This is a genomic window from Pseudomonas sp. FBCC-B35 (genome assembly GCF_059133755.1).
This window is the reverse complement of the sequence record NZ_CP101439.1, coordinates 486,900-506,916: the sequence shown is the minus strand read 5'-3', so window position 1 is coordinate 506,916 and position 20,017 is coordinate 486,900. Positions and strand designations below refer to the sequence as shown.

At 64.0% G+C, this 20,017-nt stretch carries 18 protein-coding genes; 6 read left to right on the top strand and 12 right to left on the bottom strand.

The window, feature by feature from the left end; all coding sequences use genetic code 11:
- Both tsaE and NMB38_RS02160 read right to left on the bottom strand, forming a co-directional pair.
- Positions 1 to 483 (bottom strand): tRNA (adenosine(37)-N6)-threonylcarbamoyltransferase complex ATPase subunit type 1 TsaE, encoded by a 483-nt coding sequence (gene tsaE / locus NMB38_RS02165; RefSeq protein WP_494354880.1) that lies wholly within the window; start codon positions 481 to 483, stop codon positions 1 to 3.
- Positions 471 to 1,331: an NAD(P)H-hydrate dehydratase gene (locus NMB38_RS02160; RefSeq protein WP_028687880.1), complete on the bottom strand. Its 861-nt coding sequence runs from the start codon at positions 1,329 to 1,331 to the stop codon at positions 471 to 473. The genes tsaE and NMB38_RS02160 overlap by 13 nt, the downstream gene beginning before the upstream one ends.
- A gap of 64 nt (positions 1,332 to 1,395) precedes the next feature.
- Here NMB38_RS02160 and queG point away from each other — a divergent pair, with 64 nt between their 5' ends.
- On the top strand, positions 1,396 to 2,460 hold the full coding sequence (gene queG / locus NMB38_RS02155) for a tRNA epoxyqueuosine(34) reductase QueG (protein WP_028687879.1): 1,065 nt from the start codon (positions 1,396 to 1,398) through the stop codon (positions 2,458 to 2,460).
- Between the two features lie 84 nt (positions 2,461 to 2,544).
- Here queG and NMB38_RS02150 read toward each other — a convergent pair whose 3' ends face one another.
- A complete protein-coding gene (locus tag NMB38_RS02150) occupies positions 2,545 to 3,156 on the bottom strand; it encodes a trimeric intracellular cation channel family protein (RefSeq protein ID WP_027913959.1) in 612 nt (203 codons plus the stop codon).
- Positions 3,157 to 3,267: 111 nt separating this feature from the next.
- A complete protein-coding gene (orn, locus tag NMB38_RS02145) occupies positions 3,268 to 3,810 on the bottom strand; it encodes an oligoribonuclease (protein WP_027913960.1) in 543 nt (180 codons plus the stop codon).
- Between the two features lie 139 nt (positions 3,811 to 3,949).
- Here orn and rsgA point away from each other — a divergent pair, with 139 nt between their 5' ends.
- On the top strand, positions 3,950 to 4,981 hold the full coding sequence (gene rsgA / locus NMB38_RS02140; RefSeq protein WP_104925732.1) for a small ribosomal subunit biogenesis GTPase RsgA: 1,032 nt from the start codon (positions 3,950 to 3,952) through the stop codon (positions 4,979 to 4,981).
- Between the two features lie 81 nt (positions 4,982 to 5,062).
- Here rsgA and motB read toward each other — a convergent pair whose 3' ends face one another.
- Both motB and motA read right to left on the bottom strand, forming a co-directional pair.
- Entirely contained in the window at positions 5,063 to 6,085 is a 1,023-nt protein-coding gene (gene motB / locus NMB38_RS02135) for a flagellar motor protein MotB (RefSeq protein WP_049696704.1), read from the bottom strand.
- A gap of 3 nt (positions 6,086 to 6,088) precedes the next feature.
- Entirely contained in the window at positions 6,089 to 6,940 is an 852-nt protein-coding gene (gene motA, locus NMB38_RS02130; protein WP_023532967.1) for a flagellar motor stator protein MotA, read from the bottom strand.
- 130 nt (positions 6,941 to 7,070) lie between these two features.
- On the opposite strand from motA, the gene NMB38_RS02125 reads away from it, so the two are divergent.
- The 3 genes from NMB38_RS02125 to asd are packed head-to-tail and all read left to right on the top strand — an operon-like array spanning position 7,071 to position 10,331.
- Positions 7,071 to 8,606 (top strand): HDOD domain-containing protein, encoded by a 1,536-nt coding sequence (locus NMB38_RS02125; protein ID WP_027913962.1) that lies wholly within the window; start codon positions 7,071 to 7,073, stop codon positions 8,604 to 8,606.
- 42 nt (positions 8,607 to 8,648) lie between these two features.
- Entirely contained in the window at positions 8,649 to 9,458 is an 810-nt protein-coding gene (locus NMB38_RS02120) for a rhodanese-like domain-containing protein (RefSeq protein WP_027913963.1), read from the top strand.
- Positions 9,459 to 9,467: 9 nt separating this feature from the next.
- Positions 9,468 to 10,331 carry an archaetidylserine decarboxylase gene (asd, locus tag NMB38_RS02115; protein ID WP_027913964.1) on the top strand — a complete coding sequence of 288 codons (864 nt, stop codon included), beginning with the start codon at positions 9,468 to 9,470 and terminating at the stop codon, positions 10,329 to 10,331.
- A gap of 76 nt (positions 10,332 to 10,407) precedes the next feature.
- Here asd and serB read toward each other — a convergent pair whose 3' ends face one another.
- Positions 10,408 to 11,622, bottom strand: a complete 1,215-nt coding sequence (gene serB, locus NMB38_RS02110; protein ID WP_058604066.1) for a phosphoserine phosphatase SerB — start codon at positions 11,620 to 11,622, stop codon at positions 10,408 to 10,410.
- Positions 11,623 to 11,756: 134 nt separating this feature from the next.
- On the opposite strand from serB, the gene NMB38_RS02105 reads away from it, so the two are divergent.
- Positions 11,757 to 13,202 carry a histidine kinase gene (locus NMB38_RS02105; RefSeq protein WP_027913966.1) on the top strand — a complete coding sequence of 482 codons (1,446 nt, stop codon included), beginning with the start codon at positions 11,757 to 11,759 and terminating at the stop codon, positions 13,200 to 13,202.
- A 262-nt stretch (positions 13,203 to 13,464) separates the two neighbouring features.
- On the opposite strand, the gene NMB38_RS02100 is transcribed toward NMB38_RS02105, so the two are convergent.
- From NMB38_RS02100 to parE, 5 genes are all read right to left on the bottom strand, one after another.
- Positions 13,465 to 14,175 (bottom strand): PqiC family protein, encoded by a 711-nt coding sequence (locus NMB38_RS02100; protein WP_023532908.1) that lies wholly within the window; start codon positions 14,173 to 14,175, stop codon positions 13,465 to 13,467.
- A gap of 172 nt (positions 14,176 to 14,347) precedes the next feature.
- Complete coding sequence (gene parC / locus NMB38_RS02095; RefSeq protein WP_027913967.1) at positions 14,348 to 16,603, bottom strand: DNA topoisomerase IV subunit A; 2,256 nt, start codon at positions 16,601 to 16,603, stop codon at positions 14,348 to 14,350.
- 10 nt (positions 16,604 to 16,613) lie between these two features.
- Positions 16,614 to 17,132: a retropepsin-like aspartic protease family protein gene (locus NMB38_RS02090; RefSeq protein ID WP_345956527.1), complete on the bottom strand. Its 519-nt coding sequence runs from the start codon at positions 17,130 to 17,132 to the stop codon at positions 16,614 to 16,616.
- Entirely contained in the window at positions 17,129 to 18,115 is a 987-nt protein-coding gene (locus NMB38_RS02085; protein WP_027913969.1) for an esterase-like activity of phytase family protein, read from the bottom strand. Before NMB38_RS02085 ends, NMB38_RS02090 begins: the two co-directional genes overlap by 4 nt.
- Entirely contained in the window at positions 18,112 to 20,016 is a 1,905-nt protein-coding gene (gene parE, locus NMB38_RS02080; protein ID WP_027913970.1) for a DNA topoisomerase IV subunit B, read from the bottom strand. The genes NMB38_RS02085 and parE overlap by 4 nt, the downstream gene beginning before the upstream one ends.
- Between the last annotated feature and the right edge of the window lies 1 nt (position 20,017).

Genomic DNA, 20,017 nt, shown 5'->3' with positions numbered 1-20,017 from the left:
CTACCCCGCTTGCTGTTTATAGTATTCGGCCAGTGCCACGCACCAGGCGTCGCCGCGAGCCCCCTGCGGCGAAAGTACAAGCGAGCGTCCGCTCGCCTGGGGGCTTATGGTAATGGTCAGGTCAGGCTTTGGCAAAACGCCCGCACCCTTTTGTGGCCACTCGAACAGGCACAGTGGATCATCCTCGAAATAGTCACGAATGCCCATGAACTCAAGCTCCTCCGGATCGACCAGCCGATAGAGGTCGAAGTGAAAAGCTCGGACATCACCAATCTCGTAGGGTTCTACCACGGTAAATGTAGGGCTTTTCACCGCACCCGTATGGCCCAACCCACGAATAAGGCCGCGAGACAGGGTTGTCTTGCCAGCGCCAAGGTCGCCTTCCAGGAAGATGACCCCGCGCCCACCGGTCACCCGGGCGAGTTGGCCGCCGAAGGCGACCATGGCCGCTTCGTCGGCCAGAAACAGGTTTAAGCCAGACACGCTGAATGCTCCTCCAACAACTCACGAATCACAGGTATCAGGTCACTGGCGGCCAACCCACGGCCGCCGCTACCCAGGCGCTCGCCAGCACAGGCATGCAGCCAGACGCCCAGGCCTGCGGCGTCCCAGGCGCCAAGCCCCTGGGCCAGCAGCGCGCCGCACACGCCACTGAGCACATCCCCAAGGCCTGCGCCCGCCATGGCCGGATGGCCACGGTCGCAGCGCGCCAGCCGCCCTTCGGGGTCGGCGACCAGGGTACCTGCGCCCTTGAGCACACACACGCTGTTGTGGCGGCGTGCCAGCTTGCGCGCTGCACCCGGGCGATCCGCCTGCACCGCTTCGGTGGAAATACCCAGCAGCCGCGCAGCTTCGCCTGGATGCGGGGTCAGGATACTGCCACTGGGCAGCGCAAGGGGCGTGGCTGCCAGCAGGTTCAGGGCATCGGCATCCCAGACCTGCGCGCCATCGGCGTTGGCCACGGCGGACAGCAGGCTGCGACCCCATGCCGCCTGCCCCAGGCCAGGCCCCACGACCGCCACCGAAGCGCGGCCCAGCACGGTCATCAACTGGTTGGCCGACTGCACGCCCAGGCACATGGTTTCGGGCATGCGGGTCAGCCCGGCGCCCACGTGCTCCGGCCGCGTGGCCACGCTCACCAACCCAGCGCCGCAGCGCAAGGCGGCCTCGGCACTGAGCAGGACGGAGCCGCCGGTGCCAAGGTCGCCGCCGACCACCAGCACATGGCCGAAGTCACCTTTATGGGCCTGAGCAGGGCGTGGCGGCAGGTGGGCAACGGTCAGGCTGCTCAGCACTGTGGGTGTGTGTAGGGGGTTACTGGTCTGTTGCATGGGGTCAAAAGCTCCAATGTCTGGCAGAATTATACGCACCTCTGCCCGTATTGCTTGCCCATCCATGTCCGCCTCCACACCTGACCTCGACGCATTGGCCCACAACATCAAGCTGTGGGGCCAGGAACTGGGCTTTGCCCACGTCGGCATCGCCGGTATCGACCTGGGCGAACACGAGCACCACCTGCAGCGCTGGCTGGACGCCGGTTATCAGGGGGAGATGGAATACCTGGGGGCGCACGGCAGCAAGCGCGCCCACCCCGAGCAACTGATCCCAGGCACCGTGCGCGTCGTCTCGCTGCGCATGGACTATCTGCCCGGCGACACGCAGATGGCGCAGCGCCTGGCCCAGCCGGAGAAGGCCTACGTGTCCCGCTATGCCTTGGGCAGGGACTACCACAAGCTGGTGCGCAAGCGTGTGCAGTCGCTGGCCGACCGCATCCAGCAGGCCATTGGCCCCTTTGGCTACCGAGCCTTCGTCGACAGCGCGCCAGTTCTGGAAAAGGCCCTGGCCGAACAAGCCGGGCTTGGCTGGATCGGCAAGAACACTCTGTTGCTCAACCGCAAGGCCGGCAGCTATTTCTTTCTGGCCGAACTGTTCGTCGACCTGCCTCTGCCAGTGGACCAGGCCACCACCAGCGAACACTGCGGCCGCTGCACGGCTTGCCTGGACATCTGCCCCACCCAGGCCTTCGTCGGCCCGTACGTGCTGGATGCACGCCGCTGCATCTCCTACCTGACCATCGAACTCAAAGGGCCGATTCCCGTGGAGTTGCGCTCGATGATGGGCAACCGGGTATTCGGCTGCGACGACTGTCAGATCGTCTGCCCCTGGAACCGCTTCGCCAAGCCCAGCCGCGAGCAGGACTTCCAGCCCCGCCACGGCCTGGAGAACGCGGAGCTGGCGCAGATGTTTCTGTGGGATGAGCCTACTTTCCTGCGCAAGACCGAAGGCGGGCCTCTGCGACGTGCCGGTTACGAGCGCTGGCTGCGCAACCTGGCCGTCGGCCTGGGCAACGCCCCTTCCACGATCCCGGTCATCGAAGCCCTCAAGGCGAGGCGCGACGATGCCTCGCCGCTGGTGAGGGAGCACGTGGAGTGGGCGCTTGCCCGGCACGGGGTGGCATGAACCTGCTGGGAGGCTACGCCGCCTCTGCAGCCTTGCGGTGAAGCACAAAGCCTGAGCCTGCTAGCCGGGTGCGGGCGCCCACCTTCACTGTTGGTCATTGTAATGAAACTTGGGCATCTCCCAGTGAAAGCGAATAGCCAGCAACCGCACCAGAAACCCACCGAACAACGTCAGCAGCATGGCTTGCTCCGCGGGCACCTTGAAGTAGTCGCAGCCCAGGTAGAACCAGGCCGCGGCGAACGACACGCTTGCGTATAACTCCCGGCGGAACACAAGCGGAATGTCATTGCAGAAGATATCCCGCAGAATTCCGCCGAAGACCCCCGTGATCACACCGCTGATGGACGCCACCAGCATCCCCTGCCCCATCTCCAGCGCGGTCATGCAGCCAATGAGGGTAAAGGCCACCAGCCCCAAGGCGTCGAGCACCAGAAACAGGGAGCGCAGGCGGCGCATCATCGGCGCGATGAAAATGGTCAACAGCGCCGCGCAGCTGGTCAGCACCAAGTATTCCGGGTGCTTGACCCACGTCAGCGGGTAGTGCCCCAACAGCATGTCACGCACCGAACCACCGCCCAATGCGGTCACGCACGCGATCAGCACCACGCCGAACCAGTCCATGCCGCGACGGCCGGCAGACAGCGCACCGGTCATCGCTTCGGCGGTGATGGCGATCAGATAAAGCATCAGCAACATGAGCAAGACCCACACCGATCACACACGCGAGCGGCCGTCAGCGCAAAGAACCGGGCATCAGTGCCCGGCCCGTCATTGGCTGGCCGCATGCAGCGTGTGAGCTACGTTTTTTTAGAATTTGATGAAGTGTTCGCGGTAGTGGCGCAGCTCGGCGATGGATTCGCGGATATCGTCCAGCGCCAGGTGCGTGTTGCCCTTGCTGAAGCTGTCTCGCACCTCGGGGGCCCAGCGCGCTGCCAGCTCCTTGAGGGTGGAGACGTCGAGGTTGCGGTAATGGAAGTAATTTTCCAGCTGACGCATGTGCCGGTACAGGAACCGACGGTCCTGGCAGATGCTGTTCCCGCAGATCGGCGACTTGCCCTTGGGTACCCACTGCTCGAGGAAGGCGATGGTCTGGGCCTCGGCCTGGGCCATGCTCACCTGGCTCTCACGCACCCGCTGGGTCAGGCCGGAGGCGCCGTGGGTGCGGGTGTTCCAGTCGTCCATTCGCGCCAGCACTTCATCACTGTGGTGGATGGCGATGACCGGTCCCTCGGCCAGCGTATTGAGGTCGCTGTCGGTGACGATGGTGGCCATCTCGATGATGACATCGCTGTCCGGATCCAGCCCGGTCATCTCCAGGTCGATCCAGATCAGGTTCTGTGGGTTTTGCATGCAGGCACTCCTCCGATGGAGGCTTATATTAGCGCAGTGCACCCTCATGAACCAAAGTGAAGCGGACAGCGTTCAGGCCCGGCATGCTAGACTGCCAGTCGTTTTCTACGCCCCGCTCGGGGCCTTCTACGGAGCGTTCATGGCCAAACGCCAGCTCAACCGTCGCCAGAACTGGCGTATCGAAAAAATCCAGAACGAGCGCGCTGCACGTGCAGCAAAGCGCGAGCAGCATGCCTTGCAGGAACTGGAAGGCGGCGACCTTGGGCCCGAACAGCTGGGGCTGGTGATCGCACACTTCGGCGTGCAAGTCGAAGTCGAAGCCCAAGATGGCGACACCGCAGGCCAGGTATTTCGCTGCCACCTGCGCGCCAACCTCCCGGCATTGGTCACCGGCGACCGCGTGGTCTGGCGTGCCGGCAACCAGGGGATCGGCGTCATCGTTGCGCAGATGCCCCGTGCAACCGAACTGTGCCGCCCCAACAACCATGGCCAGCTCAAGCCAGTGGCCGCCAACGTCGACCTCATCGTCATCGTTTTCGCACCGGCGCCGGAACCGCACCCCAACCTCATCGACCGCTACCTGGTGGCCGCCGAACATGCCGGCCTGCGGCCCCTGTTGCTGCTGAACAAGGCCGACCTGGTCAATGACGAGAACGGGCCAGGCCTGCAGGCGCTCCTGGACGTCTACCGTGAACTGGGCTACCCGCTGCTGGAAGTGTCGGCGCACCAAGGGGATGGCATGCAGCGCCTGCAGCAGGCGCTGGATGGACACATCAGCGTCTTCGTCGGTCAGTCGGGGGTGGGCAAGTCGTCACTGGTCAACAGCCTGCTGCCACAGGCCGGCACCCGGGTCGGTGACCTGTCGGAATGGTCTGGCCAGGGCACCCATACCACCACCACCGCCCGCCTCTATCACTTCCCCAACGGGGGCGACCTGATCGACTCGCCGGGCATCCGTGAGTTCGGCCTGGGGCACGTCCGCCGCACCGATGTAGAAGAAGGCTTCATCGAGTTCCGCGACCTGTTCGGCACCTGTCGTTTCCGCGACTGCAAGCATGATCGCGAGCCCGGGTGCGCTCTGCTCAAGGCTCTGGAAGACGGGCGAATCAAGCCTCAGCGAATGAACAGCTACCGCTCGATCATCGCCAGCCTGCCGGAAGAAACCTACTGATCAACCCCTGCGAGCACGATGCAGGCATGGCGCCTCGTCCGATCCGGCAGTGACCGGCAGCCCCACGGGGCTGCCAAGCCCTCACTGCTCCTTGGTCTCATCCATCTTCAACGTGCCGTCCTCGAAGATGTTGAGCTTCTGGCGCAACTCACGTGGCTGCATGGGCGTCTGGTCATCGACCGCCGAAGGTGCCGGTGCGGATGGTGACGGTGCCTGCGCCCCGGCAGGCGCTTCAGCCGGCGGGGGCGCGGCGCCCTGCTCGCCTTCGATATCACGCTGGGCCTTCTTGGTCAGCACGATGATGTCGATCCGGCGGTTTACCGGGTTGAGCGGGTTCTTGCGATCGAACAGCGACGAAGACGCATACCCCACCACCCGTGCCACCTGACCCTCTGGATAGCCCCCTGCTACCAGTGCTCGCCGTGCAGCATTGGCGCGGTTGGCCGACAGTTCCCAGTTGCCGAACTCGCCAGCACCTGCGTACGGCTTGGCATCGGTATGGCCACTGACGCTGATCTTGTTGGGCACGGTCTTGATGGTATCGGCCATGGCCAGCAGGATGTCCTCGAAATACGGCTGCAAGCGTGCGCTGCCGATGTCGAACATGGGCCGGTTCTCGGCGTCCATGATCTGGATGCGCAGGCCGTCCTGAGTGATCTCGAACAGGATCTGGTCCTTGAACTTCTGCAGCTGCGGGTTCTCTTCCACCTTGTTCTGCAACTCCTGCAGCAGCAGCTCGAGGCGCTCGCGCTCGACCTGCTCGGCCATGGTTTCCACCTGGTCCTTGTTCAGTTCGATGCTGGTGTCGGGGGTCGGCTCCGATTTCACCTCGGGGTTGATGGTCTTTTCCGGCGCCAGCTCGGGCGAGCCGCCCAGGTCGATGACGTAAGGTGTACCGCTTTCGGAGAAGCCGATCGGGTCCTTGAAGTACCCGGCGATGGCGATCTTCTGCTCAGGTGTTGCCGTCGACAGCAACCACAGCACCAGAAAGAACGCCATCATGGCCGTGGCGAAGTCGGCAAAGGCGATCTTCCAGGCGCCACCGTGGTGGCCGCCGCCAAAGCGCTTTACGCGCTTGACGATGATGGGCTGATTGTTCTCCATGACTCAGCGACCGCGTACCGCTTGCTCGAGCTCGGAGAAGCTGGGGCGATGCTTGGGGTACAGCACCTTGCGCCCGAACTCCACGGCCAGCGACGGCGGCATGCCCGAGGCCGAAGCGACCAGCGAGGCCTTGATCGACTCGTACAGGTTGAGTTCTTCCTTGGCATCGTGCTCAAGGCACTTGGCCAGCGGGCCGAAGAAGCCATAGGCGGCGAGAATACCGAAGAAGGTACCCACCAGGGCGGCGCCCACGTGCATACCGATGGCTGCCTGGTCACCATCGCCCAGCGACGCCATGGTGACGACGATGCCCAATACGGCTGCAACGATACCAAAGCCTGGCATGCCATCTGCGACCCCAGTGACCGCGTGGGATGGATGCTCCAGCTCCTCCTTCATGCTCAGCAGCTCCATGTCGAACAGGCCTTCGAGTTCGTGGGGGGCCATGTTGCCGGTGGACATGATGCGCAGGTAGTCGCAGACGAACGCAGTCATGCGCTCATCGGCCAGTACGGTCGGGTACTTGGCAAAGATCGGGCTGGCCGAGGCGTCTTCGATGTCGGCCTCGATGGCCATCATGCCTTCGCGGCGGCTCTTGTTGAGAATCTCATAGACCAGCCCCAGCACTTCCAGGTAATAGCCATGGGTGAAGCGCGAGCCGAACATCTTCATCGACTTCTTCAGAACGTGCATCGTCATGTAGCCAGGGTTGGCTTGCAGGAACGCACCAAAGGCCGCGCCGCCGATGATCAGCACTTCGAACGGCTGGATCAGCGCCGCAATCTTGCCGTGGGAGAGGACGTAGCCGCCGAGCACGCTCGCGAATACGACGATGATGCCGATAATTTTAGCCATAGATTCAAAGCACTTGCTGTCGTGGTCAGGGAAAGAGGCGGGAGCGTCAAAACTCTTCTTCTCCTTATCGGCAGAACTGCGCCAGACTATAGCCACTAAAAGCGAAAAGCCAGTTTGGACTGATGTCAAAATGCCAATCGAAACCGAGGTATCCGGCCAGGCCCCGCGTACGCTAGAGGCTTGGGTGAAGTTGCTGGAGAGTGTGCGCATTCCTGTGCCCAAGCACAGCTACGACCGGGTCATGGCGGCCATCAACGATAACCGGCGTTCATTGCGCGACATCGCCGAGCTGATGCAGGACAGCCCGGCCCTGGTGCTTTCGGTGATGCGCGAAGCCAACCACCCGACCAACGCCAGCCAGGCCGAGCCGGCCGAAAGCCTGGAGATCGCCCTCAATCGCCTGGGGCTTGAGCGTAGCGCTCTCCTGCTCAGGCGCCTGCCAGCCCTGCCGATCGAAGACATCCCGCCGGTGCTGCGCCAGTTCCAGTTGATCAGCCAGCATGCCTCGCAGCAGGCCAGCGGCCTGTTCGCCAGCCGTCTGGCGCGGCTGTGGCAGGAAATTCACTGGGGTAGCCTGCTGTTCCTGTCCCCGTTATGGCCGCTGGCATTGGCCCACCCGAAGCTGCTCGACACCTGGGAGCTGCGGGTCATCCATAAAGGTGAAGACGCCGCCATTGTCGAGCAGGAGCTGTTCGGTGTTCGCATCATGGCGCTGTGCCAGGCCGTGGCCCAGCAGTGGCGCCTGCCGCAATGGGTGACCCAGGGCTATCGCCTGCTGCTCGAGGAGCGCGACCAGCTTGCCCAGGTGTTGAACATCGCTCGGGACGAAGACCTGCTCAATCAACAACACCGGCTCGATGCCGAGCCCGGCCTGCGGCGCTGGTTCAACCAACCGGCCAACACCGTGCTGCTGGCCAACAACCTGGCACTGGCAGCGCAGGTGGGCTGGGACAATCCCCACCTGCTGCGCTGGCAACTGCTGACCGCACTCTACCTGCAGACCTCGCTCGAAGATGTTCAACAGCAGGTTCACCAACAAGCTGCGGCCAGTGCCAGGCGTCATGCGCGCCTAGCACTGTTCCACCCTGCCGAGGCCTTGATCTGGCCCTGGCATCAACGCCGCCCCCACCCGGACATGCTGGCGCCCCCGCCCCCCACCGCCGAAGAACTGGCGCGCTGGCGGTCGCTCTGCCAGGACTTGCTGGCCCAGCCCAGTCCTTTCACCAATACCGTGCACCTGGCGGCCCAGGCCCGTGAAGCGGTACTGGCGTGCGGCATGCAACGCCTGCTGCTGCTGGGCCTGGACCGTGCCAATGACTGCCTGCGCGTGCAGCAGGCAGCCGGGCTAGCGAAAGAGGCGAGCAGCCTGATATTGCCGGTGGCGGCGAATAAGCTGCTGCAAAAGCTGATGTCCAAGGCCGGGCAACTGCGCATTACACCCGAAAACCACACCCAGTTCGCCTCGTTGTTGCCGCCGCCCTTGCGTGCCCTGTTCCGAGGCGAGCATGTGCTGCTGCGCTCGCTGGCGGTCAATGACCAGGTGCTGATGCTCTTGGTGGCCGACCAAGGGTGCCGGCCCCTGGCCGACATCAGCGTGCAGGCTTTTGGCAAAACCTCGCAATGCATCGAACGGGCGCTATCGGTGTTTGCCAACCGCAAGGGCTGAGCCTTGCGCTACAATCGCCTCTTTGCACACTGGAGACCGTGGATGACCGACTTTTCCGGCCTGCCGCTGGTGATCGAAGCCGCCGACCTGTTGCCACGCCTGGGCTCGCCCGACTTGATCCTGGTCGACCTCAGCAGCGCCAATCGTTACGTCAGCGGGCATATCCCGGGCGCGCATTTCGTCGAGGGCAAGCGGACTCAGCTCGGTCAGCCGCCTGCACCGGGGCTGCTACCGCCGTTGAGCGACCTGGAAAAGCTGTTCGGCGAACTGGGCCACCGCAGCGATGCCGTCTATGTGGTGTATGACGATGATGGCGGTGGCTGGGCTGGCCGCTTCATCTGGCTGCTCGATGTGATCGGTCACACCCGGTACCACTACCTCAACGGTGGCATCCAGACCTGGCCTGCCGACCGGCTCAGTACCGATGTGCCTGCCAAGGGTACCCAGCCGGTGAGTTTGCACCTGCATCCGGAACCCACCGCCACCCGCGAATACCTGCAAAGCCGCCTGGGCGCCGATGACCTGGCAATCTGGGATGCTCGCGCCCCACAGGAATTCACCGGCGAAAAAATGCTCGCGGCCAAAGGCGGGCACATACCCGGTGCGGTCAATTTCGAATGGACCGCCGGCATGGACCTCAACGACCATCTGCGCATCCGCCCGGACATCGCCGAAGTGCTGCAGTCCCTTGGTATCACGCCTGACAAGGAAGTGATCACCCACTGCCAGACGCATCGCCGCTCCGGCTTCACTTATCTGGTGGCAAAGGCCCTCGGCTACCCGCGAGTCAAAGCGTACGCTGGCTCCTGGAGCGAATGGGGCAACCACCCGGACACGCCTGTCGAAGTTTAAGGAACCTGAATGAAATCCCGTCTGTTCATCATCAGCCAGTACCTGCTGCCGCATCACCTGCTGTCGCGCCTGGCCGGCTGCGTTGCCGAGTGCCGCGCCCGCTGGTTCAAGAACGCCTTCACCGCCTGGTTTGCCAAGCGCTACCAGGTCGACATGCGTGAGGCGCTGGTCGAAGACTTGACCGCCTACGAGCACTTCAACGCGTTCTTCACCCGTGCCCTGAAACCCGGCGCACGCCCCCTGGACCAGACCCCCGGCGCCATCCTGTGCCCGGCCGACGGTGCAGTGAGCCAGGTGGGACCGATCGAGCACGGCCGCATCTTCCAGGCCAAGGGCCACAGCTACAGCGCACAGGAACTGCTGGGCGGCGATCCGGCCATGGCGGCCCCCTTCATGGGCGGCGAGTTTGCCACTGTCTACCTGTCACCCAAGGACTACCACCGCGTGCACATGCCGCTGGCAGGCACGTTGCGCGAGATGGTCTACGTGCCGGGGCGGCTGTTCTCGGTCAACCAGACCACCGCAGAAAACGTGCCCGAACTGTTCGCTCGCAATGAGCGGGTGGTCTGCCTGTTCGACACCGAGCGCGGCCCGATGGCGGTCGTGTTGGTCGGTGCCATGATCGTGGCTTCCATCGAGACCGTCTGGGCAGGGCTGATCACGCCGCCCAAGCGCGAGCTCAAGACCTTCCGCTACGACGACGCCAGCCGTGCGCCGATTCACCTGGAAAAAGGCGCCGAGCTGGGTCGGTTCAAGTTGGGCTCGACGGCGATCGTGCTGTTCGGCCCCGATCAGGTCAAATGGGCCGAACACGTGGGCGCCGCCTCGGCCGTGCGCATGGGCCAGCTGTTGGCCACGCCGTTACAGGCGTAATGGCCTGAGACGTGGCCCCAGGGTTCGGGCGCTAGCGCCAGAGCCCTGGGGCCGCTTTGCGCAAGCGCAGGCTATATCAGCCGCGTGTGTCGCGATCGCGCAGGCCCAGCAGGTACAGCACGCCATCAAGGCCCAGCGTGGAAATTGCCTGCTTGGCCGACTGCCGCACCAGCGGCTTGGCGCGGAAAGCTACGCCCAGCCCCGCCAACGCCAGCATCGGCAAGTCGTTCGCGCCATCGCCCACGGCGATGGTCTGTTCCAGCTGCAGGCCTTCTTCGCTGGCCAGTTGCTGAAGCAGCTCGGCCTTGCGCTGGGCATCGACGATAGGCTCCACCGCCACGCCAGTCACCTTGCCATCGACCACTTCCAGCTCATTGGCAAAAACGTAGTCGATGCCCAGGCGCGCCTGTACCTGGCGGGCGAAGTAGGTGAAGCCACCCGACAAAATGGCGGTCTTGTAACCCAGGCGCTTGAGCTCGGCAAAGAGGTTTTCCGCACCTTCGGTCAAACGCAGCGATGCGCCGATTTCATCCAGCACGCTGACATCCAGGCCCTTGAGCAGCGCCATGCGCTCCTTGAAGCTGGCCCGGAAGTCCAACTCGCCACGCATGGCCCGCTCGGTGATCGCCGCGACCTGCTCGCCCACGCCAGCGGCCTTGGCCAGCTCGTCGATTACTTCAGCCTCGATCAGGGTCGAATCCATGTCGAACACGGCCAGGCGGCGGTTGCGGCGGAACAGGTCGTCCCGCTGGAAGGCGATGTCGATGCTCAGGGCCTCGGACAAGGCAAAGAACTCGGCGCGCAACGCCTGGCCATCGTCAGGCTCGCCGCGAACCGAAATCTCCACCGCAGCCTTGCCCTTGCTGGTGTCCGCGTCCAGGGCCACCCGGGCCGACAGGCGCTCGATGCGCTCGATGGTCAGCCCGTGCTGGCTGATGATGGCGCTGACACGCTGCAACTGGTCTGGCGAGATCTTGCGGCTGAGCAGGGTGACCACGTGCCGTGCTTCACCATGGCCATCGGCCCAGTGCTGGTAGTCCGCTTCGGAAATCGGTGTGTAGCGCGCCTGCAGGTTCAGCTCGTGCGCCTTGGCCTGGACGCTCTGCAGTAGCTTGGTCGCCACTTCGTTATCCGGAATATCCACCAGGATGCCGAACGACAATGTGCCGTGCATCACCGCCAGGCCGATATCGAGAATGCTCACACCGCCCTGCAGCAGGACGCCAGTGATGGCAGCAGTAAGACCGGGGCGGTCCTCACCGGTGATGTTGATCAGGACGATTTCGCGCACAACCAGGCTCCGACTTCGATGAAAAATGCGCATTCTACCGATTTTCCGTGACCATCGGGCGCTAACGCTACTTTGCCGACAAAACCCGGGTCGCTATACTCCCCCCCACTTCATGCCATTAAGAGCCGAGCTCAGTGAACCGGCCCACCTCAGTCAAAACAGACAATTTCTTCCTGATGATCTATCGCGCCCTGAGTCAACGTCGCGTGCCATTGGCATTGCGCATCGCCTGCACCAACATCTTCCTGGTGGCCCTGGCGCTGGTGATCTATGCCTGCGTCATGGGGTTGCAGTTCAAACAGGCCATGCACGATCAGGCCGATGCCGTGGGCCAGAGCCTGACGACCCAGACGGCGACGTCGGCGACCGAGTTGCTGGTGGCCAACGATATCCTCAGCCTCAACGTGCTGCTGGGCAACCTGGTGAAGAACCCGCTGGTGGCACACGCCGCCATCTACAGCGTCGACAACCGCATCCTCGCCGAGGCAGGCCAGCGGCCGCGCAACAGCCTGCTGGGTGAGGCCGAGGGCGTCTATCAGACCAAAATCACCTTCCAGGACGTGGCTGCCGGGCAACTGCGCATGAGCCTGGACATGAGCCAGTTCCAGCAGCCCATGTTGATCAGCATGCAGAGCATGGCCATCCTGGCGGCCATTCTGCTGGTGCTTGCCCTGACCCTGAGCCTGCGCCAAGGCCGATTCATCACCTTGCCGCTGCTGCAACTGCGGGTCTGGTTGCGCGATCCGCAGTATTACACGCCCGCCACCGACCGCCAGGACGAGATCGGCGACATCGCCCGGCAACTGCATGCCCGCTTGGCCCCACCGCCTCCGCCAGAGCCGGAACCGGAGCCTGAGGACGACGAGCATTTCGATGACGCGCCCGCCCCCGTTTCCAAGCCTGCTCAGCGCACTACCGTCACGAGCGCGGACGATGACGACGAGGCGTTCGCCGGCCTGCTGGACGACGACGCACCGGCACACGCGGTCGAAGTGGAGTCCGATGAGCCTCAGTTCAGCGCGGTGCTTGCCGTGCAACTGGGTTCCCAGGAGCAGCTGCGGCGCTTGCCGCGCACCCGCCTGACCGAGCTGACCGAGCGCTATCAGGAGTGCCTGGAGCATGCGGCCTCGCTGTACGAGGGCGAAACCCACACCCTCAACGACGGCAGTACGTTGGTCCTGTTCCACAGCCGCCAGTGCGGCGAGGACTATCTCACCAATGCCATCTGTTGCGGCGAGTTGCTACGCGCCTTGGGCCATGCCTTGCAGATCGACGTCGCTGACAGCGGCATCACCTTGCAACTGCAACTGGGCCTTGCCATGAGCAATGACCTCGATGGCCTGGAACTGGTCGACCTGCTGATGGCTGAAAAGGTGCAGGACGCGCTGGCACTGTCTCAACACAGCCGCAACCTGCTGCTGGTCGAGCGTAAGGTCAACGACGACGGTTTGATCCGCCAGCGAGCTCGCATTCGCCCAATCGCAAGCCCGGAAGGGGCATGCTGCGTGGAGCGCCTGATGGAGCCGTACCCCTCGATGCTGGAACGCCAACTGGCCCGCATGCACGAACGCCGCGCCTGAGCCATTACAGGGTCGCTGCGCGGCCCTGTACAGCGCCCACGAAAAAGCCCGCCTTGATGCTAATGCTGTTCACTTAAGCGTGTTGGGGCCGTTTCACGGCCCATCGCGGCACAAAGGCCGCTCCCACGATGCCCAGTGAGCCCGCTAACTCAAGCGTCACGCAGTCACTGTGGGAGCGGCCTTGTGCCGCGATGGGTCGCGGAGCGGCCCTAAATGAACAGCATTACGCCTTGATGCGGGCTTCTTCATGCCTGGCCTTCGGTTAGAACCGATACACTTCCATGTCGGTACGAATCGGCGAGGCCATCGGGATTTTGGATTTCTCGGGCTGCTTCTTGACCTGCACAGGCGCTGCAGGCTTCTTGGGTGCGGCTTCGGCAATGGCCGGCTGGTTTGCCAACGGCTTCACCGCAGTGCTCAGTTGCTCGGCCAGCTTCTGCAGCAATTGACCTTGCGCCTGTACCTGCGAGGCCTCGCTACCTTCATGCTTCTGCTCCAAATGCACGATGCGGTTGTCGCGCACCTGGCCACGGCGGTCGAGCACACGCCATTGTGCATCCAGAACCGCGGGTTGGTTCTTGCCAGAGTCCAGCCGCGTGATCGACAGCAGCACTTGCACGTCCGGGCTGAAACCTGCCGTCGCCGGCGCCAGCACCACGCGCTGGCTATCCAGACGCCAGGCCAGCTGCCGCACCAGCAATTGGTCGATGTCCGAGGACAGGCTGCCCGCCCAGCGCCCGTCGGTGGCGGCGCTGAGGCTGCCGTCGGCCTGGCGTTGCAGGAACGTCTCACGTTGCAGGTAGTCGGCCACCGAAACCGGGCCGAGCACGACGGCCATGCCCGCGTGTTGCGACGGCTGGCCAGGATCACCGCTGTCGAGCTGGTACAAGGCAACCGGCTGGTGCATGGTGCACCCGCCAAGGCCCAATAGACCCGTCATCAACAGCGCAAAGGGAAGGCGCAGAAATTTCATCATCCCATCCAGGCGGCTGCCTTCAGGCATGCCGCAGTGATACGTATGGATTCAAACGGGCACACGGCTACGCCGGCACCGCAGGGGGCATATCATCCGCGAAATGAGTGCTCGACTCCAGCATTTCTGCCCGCAACGGCGGTGAAATCGCCATTGCGGGCCTGTCTGACGGTCAGGCGGGCAATTCGACCTGCAGCCCATCGACCCGCTGGAAGCCACGTGGCAGCTTGCTGCCGCGCCTGCCGCGTTCGCCCTTGTAGTGCTCCAGGTCATCGCCCTTGAGTGACAGGGTCCGCTTGCCGGCTTGCAGCACCAGCGTAGCCCCTTCGGCTACCACGGCCAGGTCGGTGACATACTCTTCCCGGCTGGCGACCCGGTCACCGGGCACGCCGATGATCTTGTTGCCCTTGCCCTTGCCCAACTGCGGCAAATCACTGACCTTGAACACCAACAGACGGCCTTCGGTGGTCACGGCTGCCAGCCAGTCCTGCTCCCGGTTGAGCACCGGTCGCGGCGTCATCACCTTGGCGCCGTTGGGCAAGCTGAGCAGCCCTTTGCCAGCCTTGTTCTTGGCCTGCAGGTCTTCACCTTTGACCACGAACCCGTAGCCGGCGTCGGAGGCCACCACGTACAGCGCATCGTCTTCGGGCAGCAGCACGCACTCGAAGGTGGCGCCCGGTGGTGGCGTCAGGCGCCCGGTCAGGGGCTCGCCCTGGCCACGGGCTGACGGCAGGCTGTGGGCAGCCACCGAGTAGCTTCGGCCGGTGGAATCGATGAGCACGGCAAATTGGTTCGAGCGCCCCGCGGCTGCGGCCTTGAACCCATCCCCGGCCTTGTACGACAGGCCCGTGGCATCGATGTCATGGCCCTTGGCACACCGCACCCAGCCTTTTTCCGACAGCACCACCGTGACGGGCTCGGTCGGCATCAGCTCGTTTTCGGAGAGCGCCTTGGCTTCTGCCCGCGCGACGATCGGCGAGCGTCGGTCGTCGCCATAGGTTTGAGCATCCTTGAGCAATTCGCTGCGCACCAACTTGCGCAGCTTCGCCTCGCTGCCCAGCAGCGCCTGCAGCTTGGCCTGCTCTTTGAGCAGCTCGTCCTGCTCGCCACGGATCTTCATTTCTTCCAGCCGGGCGAGCTGGCGCAGGCGGGTTTCCAGGATGTAATCGGCCTGGATCTCGGTGAGGTCGAAGCGGGCGATCAGCGCCTGCTTAGGGTGTTCCTCGGTGCGGATGATATGAATCACTTCGTCCAGATTGAGGAAGGCAGTGAGCAAACCATCCAGCAAGTGCAGGCGTTTTTCCACCTTGTCCAGACGATGCTGCAAGCGGCGCCGGACGGTGCCGGTACGGAACTCCAGCCATTCCAGCAGCAGCGCCCGCAGGTTCTTCAGCTGCGGACGACCGTCCAGGCCGATGATGTTGACGTTGACCCGGTAGCTGCTTTCAAGGTCGGTGGTGGCGAACAGGTGCTGCATCAGCTCGTCGGCATCCACGCGATTGGAGCGCGGGATGATGACGATACGGCACGGGTTTTCGTGATCGGACTCATCGCGCAGGTCAGCGACCATCGGCAGCTTCTTGGCCTGCATCTGTGCGGCAATCTGCTCCAGTACCTTGGCGCCGGACACCTGGTGCGGCAACGCCGTGACGACGATATCGCCATCCTCGACCCGGTACACTGCACGCATGCGAATCGAACCGCGCCCGCTTTCATACATCTTGAGGATGTCGGCCCGAGGCGTGACGATCTCTGCCTCGGTCGGGTAATCGGGCCCTTGAATGTGCTCGCACAACTGCTCGATGGTGGCCTTTGGCTCGTCGAGCAAACGCACGCAGGCACTGGCCACCTCACGCAGGTTGTGCGGTGGCACATCGGTGGCCATGCCCACGGCGATACCGGTGGTGCCGTTGAGCAGAATGTTGGGCAGGCGCGCAGGCAACACCGCCGGTTCCTGCAAGGTGCCGTCGAAGTTGGGCACCCAATCCACGGTACCTTGGCCGACTTCGTCAAGCAGCACCTCGGCATAACGCGACAGCCGTGCTTCGGTATAGCGCATGGCGGCAAACGACTTGGGATCGTCCGGCGCGCCCCAGTTGCCCTGGCCGTCCACCAATGTGTAGCGGTAGCTGAAGGGCTGCGCCATCAGCACCATGGCTTCGTAGCAGGCCGAGTCCCCGTGAGGGTGGAACTTGCCGAGCACATCGCCCACGGTACGCGCCGACTTCTTGTGCTTGGCATCGGCGTCCAGGCCCAACTCGCTCATGGCGTAGACAATGCGCCGCTGCACTGGCTTGAGGCCATCGCCGATATGCGGCAGGGCCCGGTCCATGATCACGTACATGGAGTAGTTGAGGTAGGCGTGTTCGGTGAAGTCAGCCAACGAGCGGCGTTCGACGCCGTCCAGACTGTCTTGTAGTTCGCTCATGCGAGCCTCGTCATTTCAGGTTCTGGCGCAGCAGCATGGTGCCGCCGCGCTGGGTAAATTCAAGTTGTTTCAAGGCGCTCATGCCCAACAGCACGGTGGTGCCATCCAGGCCCGGCACCACGATCGCGCGGATGTCGCGCAGGTGGATATCGCCCAATTGCAGGCTGTCCAGCTGGGTGCGATAGCCTTGCGTGCGACCGTTGGCCGTGCTGACGGTTACCGGGCTGCCACGTCTGAGCGCAAGGCCGTCGGCCAGGGATTCGGGTATGGCGACATCGGTGGCACCGGTGTCGAGCATGAAATGCACCACCTGGCCATTGATGGCGCCATCGGCCACGAAGTGGCCCTGGCCATTGCCCAGCAGGCGCACCTCGACGAACCCTTGCCCGTGGGAGGACTGGACCTGCGCATTGGGATTGCGCTGGCGGTCTTCCCACTGCCCGAAGAAGCGCGTAGCCAGAAACAGCGCCGCCGCCCAGGCCAGGATCATCAGCACCCTGCCCGCCCGTCTGCCCGGTGCCTGACTCACGGCTTGGCGCTCCAGCCGCCGGCAGGGGCCGCAAAGCGCCAGACGATCGGTCGGCGCTCGCCATCGGCACGCGCGCCTTCATTGTTGTCCAGGCCGATCCACGCCCCCTCGGCGTCGACCACCAGCGCCTCGGCCACACCGAACAGCTGGTCATAGCGGCGCGGCTCGGTCAACGCGTCGGCCGCAAATGACCAGCAGCGCTCGACCTGGCCGCTGTCGGCATCGCGGCGACAGATGCGATAGGCATTGCGCTCGAGCGTGAACAGTTTGCCGTCGAACCAGGCCAGGTCGGCGAAGTCCCGTGAAACCGGCCGCGCATCGGGTATCTGCGGCGGTTGCATCTCTACACCGGCTTCGCTGAACAGGACGCAGCGGGGCCCGCAGGCCCACACCGACTGTTGGCGCTCGATGGCCACCAGCCCGCGGCGCTCACGCTCGCCGGCCAGCCACAGGCGATCGCCAGCAGGGTTGACGGCCACACCCTCGAACAGCGCATTGAAGTTCAGCAGCATGCCGCTGGCGCGCGCCTGGCGCACCATGGCCGAATCGATCTTCAGCCAGTCTGGCGTGCCCGAAACAGGCAGTTGCAGCACGGCGGCATGCGCCTCGCTGACCAGGTACAGGTTGCCGGCCTGGTCACAGGTGATGCCCTCGAAGTCAAGGTCGCCACCGCGCAGCCACGACGCCAGCCAGGTCCGCATCTTCAGCCCCCATGGCAAGCCGCTTTCCGGCACCGGTGGGGGGTCAAAGGCCACTGCCTGCGCCTGCCATGCACCGTCCTTGAGCTCGAAACGGTAAATACGGTCGTCGTCGCGGTCCGAGACACCCCACAAGCTGCCGCGGCATTGCGCAAGGCCCGACAGGTTACCGGCACGCATGCCATCGACGGGGTGCTCGCCCATCAGTTCGAGTTCAGGCCAGGTGTCTGCCAAGGTCGGCAAGGCCACCAGCGGCAGGCAAGCCGCCAGGAGCCAACGAATCAAACCATGACCTCGGCCAGGTTGCCCTTGGTTTCCAGCCAGGCCTTGCGATCACCTGCACGCTTCTTGGCCAGCAGCTTGTCCATCAGCTCGCACGTGGTCTGCACGTCGTCCAGGGTGAGCTGGACCAGGCGCCGGGTGTTGGGGTCCATGGTGGTTTCGCGCAACTGGGGCGGGTTCATCTCGCCCAGGCCCTTGAAGCGGGTGACCTGCGGCTTGCCGCGTTTTTTCTCTGCCACCAGGCGGTCGAGAATGCCGTCTCGTTCGGCTTCATCCAGGGCATAGTAGATTTCCTTGCCCAGGTCGATGCGGTACAGCGGCGGCATGGCCACATACACGTGACCGGCTTCGACCAGTGCCCGGAAATGCTGCACGAACAGCGCGCACAGCAAGGTGGCGATGTGCAGGCCGTCGGAGTCGGCGTCGGCCAGGATGCACACCTTGCCATAGCGAAGCTGGGCCAGGTCGGTGGCACCTGGGTCTACGCCGATGGCGACGGCGATGTTGTGCACTTCCTGGCTGGCGAGTACTTCACCGCCGTCCACTTCCCAGGTGTTGAGGATCTTGCCGCGCAGCGGCAGGATCGCCTGGAACTCCTTGTCACGCGCCTGCTTGGCCGAACCGCCGGCCGAGTCGCCCTCGACCAGGAACAGCTCGGCGCGCATTGGGTCCTGGCCTGCGCAGTCGGCCAGCTTGCCCGGCAGTGCCGGGCCCTGGGTGATGCGCTTGCGCTCGACCTTCTTGCTGGCTTTCAGGCGGCGCCCGGCGTTACTGATGGCCAACTCGGCCAACTGCATGCCCAGCTCCGGGTGGGCGTTGAGCCACAGGCTAAAGGCATCCTTGACCACGCCTGAAACGAAGGCGGCGGCTTCACGCGAGGAAAGGCGCTCCTTGGTCTGCCCGGAAAACTGTGGGTCCTGCATCTTCATCGACAGCACGAAGGTGATGCGCTCCCAGACGTCTTCGGGGGCCAGCTTCACACCACGCGGCAGCAGGTTGCGGAATTCGCAGAACTCACGCATCGCATCCAGCAGGCCCTGGCGAAGGCCGTTGACATGGGTGCCGCCCTGGGCCGTGGGGATCAGGTTGACGTAGCTTTCCTGGATGCTGTCGCCCCCTTCGGGCAGCCACAGCAGGGCCCAATCGACCGCTTCCTTGTTGCCGGCCAGGTTGCCGCAGAACGGCTCGTCGGGCAGGCGCTGGAAGTCACTGACCGAATCCACGAGGTAGGAGCGCAGGCCGTCTTCGTAATGCCACTCCACCTTCTCGCCGCTGGCCTTGTCCTCGAAACTGACGAGCAGGCCTGGGCAGAGCACGGCCTTGGCCTTGAGCACGTGCTTGAGCCGGCTGATGGAAAACCGCGGGGAGTCGAAGTACTTGGGGTCGGGGCTGAAATAGACGCTGGTGCCGGTGTTGCGCTTACCGACCGTGCCGACCACTTCCAGCTCGCTTGCCTTGAAGCCATCGGCAAAGGTCATCTGGTACTCGTTGCCATCACGCTTTACGCGCACGCGCACCTGCGTGGACAAGGCGTTGACCACCGAAATGCCGACGCCGTGAAGGCCGCCGGAGAACTGGTAGTTCTTGTTGGAGAACTTGCCGCCGGCATGCAGCTTGGTGAGGATCAGTTCGACGCCCGACACGCCCTCTTCTGGGTGGATGTCCACCGGCATGCCGCGTCCGTCGTCGCTGACTTCCAGCGAATGGTCGGCGTGCAGGATGACCTGCACCGAACGGGCGTGGCCGGCGAGGGCTTCGTCGACGCTGTTGTCGATGACTTCCTGGGCCAGATGGTTGGGGCGGCTGGTGTCGGTGTACATGCCCGGCCGCTTGCGAACCGGGTCAAGGCCCGAGAGGACTTCGATGGCGTCTGCGTTATAGGCGCTAGCGCTGGGATTGGCCATG

Coding starts and splice junctions, on each gene's coding strand:
- NMB38_RS02160 (WP_028687880.1), bottom strand. CDS start 1,331: ATGCAACAGACCAGTAACCCCCTACACACACCCACAGTGCTGAGCAGC.
- queG (WP_028687879.1), top strand. CDS start 1,396: ATGTCCGCCTCCACACCTGACCTCGACGCATTGGCCCACAACATCAAG.
- NMB38_RS02150 (WP_027913959.1), bottom strand. CDS start 3,156: ATGTTGCTGATGCTTTATCTGATCGCCATCACCGCCGAAGCGATGACC.
- orn (WP_027913960.1), bottom strand. CDS start 3,810: ATGCAAAACCCACAGAACCTGATCTGGATCGACCTGGAGATGACCGGG.
- rsgA (WP_104925732.1), top strand. CDS start 3,950: ATGGCCAAACGCCAGCTCAACCGTCGCCAGAACTGGCGTATCGAAAAA.
- motB (WP_049696704.1), bottom strand. CDS start 6,085: ATGGAGAACAATCAGCCCATCATCGTCAAGCGCGTAAAGCGCTTTGGC.
- motA (WP_023532967.1), bottom strand. CDS start 6,940: ATGGCTAAAATTATCGGCATCATCGTCGTATTCGCGAGCGTGCTCGGC.
- NMB38_RS02125 (WP_027913962.1), top strand. CDS start 7,071: ATGCCAATCGAAACCGAGGTATCCGGCCAGGCCCCGCGTACGCTAGAG.
- NMB38_RS02120 (WP_027913963.1), top strand. CDS start 8,649: ATGACCGACTTTTCCGGCCTGCCGCTGGTGATCGAAGCCGCCGACCTG.
- asd (WP_027913964.1), top strand. CDS start 9,468: ATGAAATCCCGTCTGTTCATCATCAGCCAGTACCTGCTGCCGCATCAC.
- NMB38_RS02100 (WP_023532908.1), bottom strand. CDS start 14,175: ATGAAATTTCTGCGCCTTCCCTTTGCGCTGTTGATGACGGGTCTATTG.
- parC (WP_027913967.1), bottom strand. CDS start 16,603: ATGAGCGAACTACAAGACAGTCTGGACGGCGTCGAACGCCGCTCGTTG.
- parE (WP_027913970.1), bottom strand. CDS start 20,016: ATGGCCAATCCCAGCGCTAGCGCCTATAACGCAGACGCCATCGAAGTC.